Annotated in this window: 4 protein-coding genes; 3 read left to right on the plus strand and 1 reads right to left on the minus strand. The window is 61.2% G+C overall.

Annotated features, from left to right (window positions below):
• Window positions 1-80 precede the first annotated feature (80 nt).
• Window positions 81-569 (plus strand): DUF1289 domain-containing protein, encoded by a 489-nt coding sequence (locus ACRESD_RS22630; RefSeq protein ID WP_431752944.1) that lies wholly within the window; start codon window positions 81-83, stop codon window positions 567-569.
• A 60-nt stretch (window positions 570-629) separates the two neighbouring features.
• Here ACRESD_RS22630 and mdeB read toward each other — a convergent pair whose 3' ends face one another.
• Window positions 630-3,308 carry an alpha-ketoglutarate dehydrogenase gene (mdeB, locus tag ACRESD_RS22635; protein ID WP_431752941.1) on the minus strand — a complete coding sequence of 893 codons (2,679 nt, stop codon included), beginning with the start codon at window positions 3,306-3,308 and terminating at the stop codon, window positions 630-632.
• 191 nt (window positions 3,309-3,499) lie between these two features.
• On the opposite strand from mdeB, the gene ACRESD_RS22640 reads away from it, so the two are divergent.
• A complete protein-coding gene (locus tag ACRESD_RS22640) occupies window positions 3,500-4,414 on the plus strand; it encodes a class I SAM-dependent methyltransferase (protein ID WP_431752942.1) in 915 nt (304 codons plus the stop codon).
• A gap of 148 nt (window positions 4,415-4,562) precedes the next feature.
• A partial coding sequence (gene pcsA / locus ACRESD_RS22645; RefSeq protein WP_431752943.1) for a phosphatidylcholine synthase occupies window positions 4,563-5,258 on the plus strand: 696 nt, incomplete at its 3' end.

Consider the following 5,258-nt stretch of genomic DNA (forward strand, 5'->3'; position numbering starts at 1 on the left):
GACTGACACACCGCGTTCGCGAGCAAGCCCGCTCCCACATTGGTTTTGCGGTGTTCTCTGGATTTTGCAATCAAGCCTTTATGCCCAATCAAACCATCAAGACACCCTGCGTAGGTCTGTGCTCCACCGTTTACGGTGACCTGGTCTGCCGGGGCTGCAAGCGCTATCACCATGAAGTGATCCAGTGGAACGGCTACAACACCGAGGAAAAGCAGGCTGTGTGGCTGCGCCTGGAACAGTTGCTGGTGCAGGTGATGGCGAGCAAGCTGGAAGTGTTCGACGCGCACCTGCTACGTGAGCAACTGGAAACCCGCAAGATCCGCTTTGTGCCGCACCAGTCCCCGTACTGCTGGGCGTACCAGTTGATTGCCCGGGGCGCGCGGGTGATTTCGAAGTTGGAGGCGTATGGCCTGGCGTTATTGCCGGAGTTTCGTGAACGTAACCTCACGGACCTGCGGGATGCGATTGACCGCGAGTTTTTCCTGCTTTCCGAGGCGCATTACGAGCGCTATATCGCCCCTGGGTTCCTGAAGGAAGCATTCGGGCCAGCCCTGATCGCCACTCTCTAAGCCACACAACAAAACAGGGTGGGAGCAGGCAAGCCAGCTCCCACATTTGATCTGTGTTGTTCAGGAGGTCCAGGACGGATCACGCTCTGATTGCAAGCCGTACTTCTCAATCGCCTGCTGGCACACCTCCCGCTTCAAACTCCCCTGCTCCACCAACGCCGTCAGCGCCGCCAACACGAGGTGATGCCGATCCACCTCGAAAAAGTCCCGCAATGCCACCCGCGTATCACTGCGCCCAAAACCATCGGTGCCGAGTACGGTGTAGCTGGAATCCAGATACGAACCCAGCATTTGCGGCACGGCTCGCACATAGTCAGACACGGCGATCACCGGCGCACCTTTGGGTAAGCATTCAGCCAGATGACTGACACGCTTGACGTCCAGCGGATGCAAGCGGTTCCATCGCTCCACTTCCCGCGCCTCCCGCGCCAGCTCGCTGTAACTGGTGACGCTGAATACCTCGCTCGCCACCTGCCAATCGTCCGCCAGCAATTGCGACGCTGCCTGCGCCTCGCGCAGCAACGTGCCGGAGCCGAGCAGGCGCACCTGGGCGTCACCAGCGCCTTCCAGGCGATACATGCCCTTGATAATCGCCACAGCCACGCCAGCCGGCAGGCTTGGCTGCGGGTAGTTTTCGTTCATCAGGGTCACGTAGTAGAACTCGTCCACATCGTGCTCAAGCATCTGGCGCATGCCATGGTCGAGAATCACTGCAAACTCGCCGGCAAATGCCGGATCGTAGGCGCGGCAATTGGGTACCGTGGCGGCGCTGAGGTGGCTGCTGCCGTCCTGATGCTGCAAGCCTTCGCCGCCCAGGGTGGTACGCCCGGCCGTAGCACCGAGCAAGAAACCTCGGGCGCGCTGGTCAGCGGCGGCCCAGATCAGGTCGCCGACGCGCTGGAAGCCGAACATCGAGTAATAGATGTAGAACGGCAGCATGCGCAGGCCATGCACCGAATAGCTGGTGGCCGCCGCCACCCACGAGCTGATGGCGCTGGCTTCGCTGATGCCTTCCTCGAGGATTTGCCCGTCGGTGGCCTCGCGGTAGCTGAGGATCGAGCCGATGTCTTCCGGCTCGTAACGCTGGCCGACACTGGAATAGATACCGATCTGCTTGAACAGGTTGGCCATGCCGAAGGTGCGCGCCTCGTCTGCCACGATGGGCACGATGCGCGGGCCGAGGGCCTTGTCCTTGAGCAGGTTGGTGAGCATGCGCACAAAGGCCATGGTGGTGGACATCTCCTTGCCCACAGCCTCTGTGGCGAAGCCGGCGTAACCCGCCAGCGCTGGCACGCTGACCGGCGCCGCCTGCTGCCCGCGGCTGGGCACATAACCACCCAGGGCCGTGCGGCGCTGGTGCAAGTAGCGCATTTCCAGGCTATCGTCGCCCGGTTTGTAGAAACTCAAGGATTCGGCCTGCTCATCCGACAGCGGCAAGCGGAAACGATCACGGAAGGCAATCAACGCCTCGCGGTCGAGCTTTTTCTGCTGGTGGGTAGTCATCTTGCCCTGCCCGGCCTCGCCCATGCCGAAACCCTTTTTGGTCTGGGCCAGGATCACCGTGGGCTTGCCTTTGACCCGGCGCGCGGCGTGGTAGGCCGCGTGGATCTTGACCATGTCGTGACCACCGCGCTTGAGGCGGTCGATCTGCTCATCGCTCATGCCCTCGACCAACTTGGCCATGGCCGCGCTTTGACCGAAGAAGTGTTCGCGGTTGTAGGCACCATCCTTGGCGGCGAACGTCTGGAATTGGCCGTCGACGGTATTCGACAAGGTGTTGACCAGCGAGCCATCGGTGTCCTTGGCGAGCAAGGCGTCCCAGTCCGAGCCCCATACCAGCTTGATCACGTTCCAGCCGGCACCGGCAAACAAGGCTTCCAGTTCGTCGATGATCCGCCCATTGCCGCGCACCGGACCATCGAGGCGTTGCAGGTTGCAGTTGACCACCCAGGTCAGGTTGTCCAGGCCCTCGCGGGCGGCCAAGGTCAGGGCCGACATGCTTTCTGGCTCGTCCATCTCGCCGTCACCGAATACGCCCCACACATGCCGCTCGGTGGTGTCCAGCAGGCCGCGATGCTGCAGGTAACGCATGAAACGCGCCTGGAAAATCGAGCTGATGGGGCCGATGCCCATGGAACCGGTGGGGAACTGCCAGAAGTCCGGCATCAGCCAGGGATGAGGGTAACTGGAGAGTCCGCGTGCGCCGCTTTTGGGGCCGCCGATTTCCTGGCGATAGTGAGCCAGGTCGTTTTCACTCAACCGGCCTTCAAGGAACGCCCGGGCATAAATGCCAGGCGCGGAATGGGGTTGGTAGAACACCAGGTCACCGCCAAAACGGTCGTTGCGCGCGCGGAAAAAATGGTTGAAGCCCACTTCGAACAAATCCGCCGCACTGGCATAGCTGGCGATATGGCCCCCAAGCTCACCGTAGGCCTGGTTGGCGCGCACCACCATCGCCAATGCATTCCAACGCACCCACGACGCCAGGCGCTCTTCGGTCGCCAGGTCGCCGGGAAAGGCCGGTTGCTGTTCAACGCTGATGCTATTGATGTACGGCGTGCCGTGGCGCGGTTTCCAGTCGATGGGCGGTGCGCTGCCTTCCCGCGCCAGCAGATCGAGGATCTGCCGCGCACGCGCAGGCCCGGCGTTGGTTACCAGTGAAGCCAGGGCGTCGCGCCACTCGTCCAGCTCTTGCTGATCCAACGTCGTGTGATTGACTGCACTCGCGAAACCGTTCATGGGCACCTCCGGGCTTTTTTTCCAGTTTATGTCGGTACCCGAGGATTTTTTGCCTGTTATCAGGCGCAGTTTTCAGCCGTTTGAGCATGAATCACTGCCAATCGGCTTTTTACCAGCACGTTGTGCTCAAGCCCCCCGAAACAACCCAACTGTGTTTAAAATGCCGCCCGCTCAATGACCGACGCTCAACGATGAACCCAGACGCACTCGCCACCCTGCACGCCCACCTGCTTACCGCCCTGACCAGCCCGCCGTCGGAAACCCGCCGCCTGTTCCACGGCCGTGGCCGCTGCTGGCCGGGGCTGGAGCAACTGACCGTGGACTGGTTGCAAGGCGTGGTGCTGGTCGCGTTGTTCAAGGAGCCGGAACCCGCCCAGTTGGAAGCCTTGAAACAGTTGCTGCAGATGCACCTGAGTGCTTACACCGTGGCCCTGCAGCACCGCTACTTGCCGCAAAGCACCACCGAATGGTTGGTGGGCGAGGCAGTGGATGAGCTGACCATTACCGAAGGTGGCCTGCGCTACCTGATCGACCTGGGTAAAAAACAGAACAGTGGGCTGTTCCTCGACATGCGTTATGGCCGCAACTGGGTGCGCGAGCAGGCAAAGGGTCAGCGGGTGCTCAACCTGTTTGCCTATACCTGTGGTTTCTCCGTGGCCGCCATCGAAGGCGGCGCCGACCACGTGGTGAACCTGGACATGGCCCGTGGTGCCCTGAGCCGTGGCCGCGACAATCATCGCCTGAATGGCCACGACCTGAGCAAGGTCACGTTCCTGGGCCACGATCTGTTCAAGTCCTGGGCCAAAGTCACCCACAGCGGCCCTTATGACCTGGTGATCATCGACCCGCCATCGTTCCAGAAAGGCAGCTTCTTGCTGACCAAGGACTACCAGCGCGTGCTGCGCCGCCTGCCAGACTTGCTCACGTCCCAGGGCACGGTGCTGGCGTGCATGAACGACCCGGCCTTCGGCGAAGACTTCCTGATTGATGGCGTCACCCGCGAAGCACCGGGCCTGCGTTTTGTGGAACGCTTGGAAAACCCTCCGGAATTCCCGGACATCGACCCCCAAAGTGGCTTGAAGGCGCTGGTGTTCCGTCAAGGCTGATGCCGAAACGTCTTACGCTTGCTACGCTGAGTGATACACCGGGTGGTGAACCTTATCCCCCCCTTCCCGGTCGATACCTGCAATCCCTGGCCAGACCCGATGGCGTCACGTTGTCGGCTGCCCCGTTTCACCTTTTGGAGAACCGCCCGTGATATCGACCCTGCATGTAGCCAGACTCAAAGCCTGGGGCGCCCACGGCTTTACCGCCACCGGCGTGGTGCTGGCCTTCCTGGCCACCCTGGCCTTGCTGGAAAATTCCCCCAAGGCTTGCCTGCTGTGGCTGGGCCTGGCGCTGGTGGTCGATGGCGTGGACGGTTCGCTGGCGCGCCGGGTCAATGTGAGCACGGTGTTGCCCAGCTTTGACGGCTCGGTGCTGGACCTGGTGATTGATTACCTGACCTATGTGTTCATTCCGGCGTTGTTCATCTACCGCTACATCGACCTGCCGGACTTTACCCATCTGTTTACGGTGTCGGTGATCCTGGTGTCCTCGCTGTTCTGCTTCTGCAATGTGAACATGAAGAGCAAGGACAACTACTTCGTCGGTTTCCCCGCGGCGTGGAACGTGGTGGCGTTGTGCGTGTACATCATCCAGCCTGAAGCCTGGGTCACGCTGCTGACTGTGATTGGCCTGGCACTGCTGACCGTGACGCCGATGAAGTTCCTGCATCCGTTCCGGGTAAAGCGGTTTATGCCGATCAACATTGCCGTGACCACGATCTGGTTGCTGTGCAGCTTCTTGATGGTCGTGGACTACCCGAATACCAACCCGTGGACGTTTGGGTTGTGGTCGCTGATGTCGGCATATTTCCTGGGAATCTGCGTGTGGCGCACGGCGCTGGAA

It is taken from the genome of Pseudomonas sp. (genome assembly GCF_050739995.1).
Lineage (GTDB): Bacteria > Pseudomonadota > Gammaproteobacteria > Pseudomonadales > Pseudomonadaceae > Aquipseudomonas.

What these genes read in the sequence shown, in the direction of transcription:
- ACRESD_RS22640 (WP_431752942.1), top strand. Translation starts at nt 3,500, where the DNA reads ATGAACCCAGACGCACTCGCCACCCTGCACGCCCACCTGCTTACCGCC.
- mdeB (WP_431752941.1), bottom strand. Translation starts at nt 3,308, where the DNA reads ATGAACGGTTTCGCGAGTGCAGTCAATCACACGACGTTGGATCAGCAA.
- ACRESD_RS22630 (WP_431752944.1), top strand. Translation starts at nt 81, where the DNA reads ATGCCCAATCAAACCATCAAGACACCCTGCGTAGGTCTGTGCTCCACC.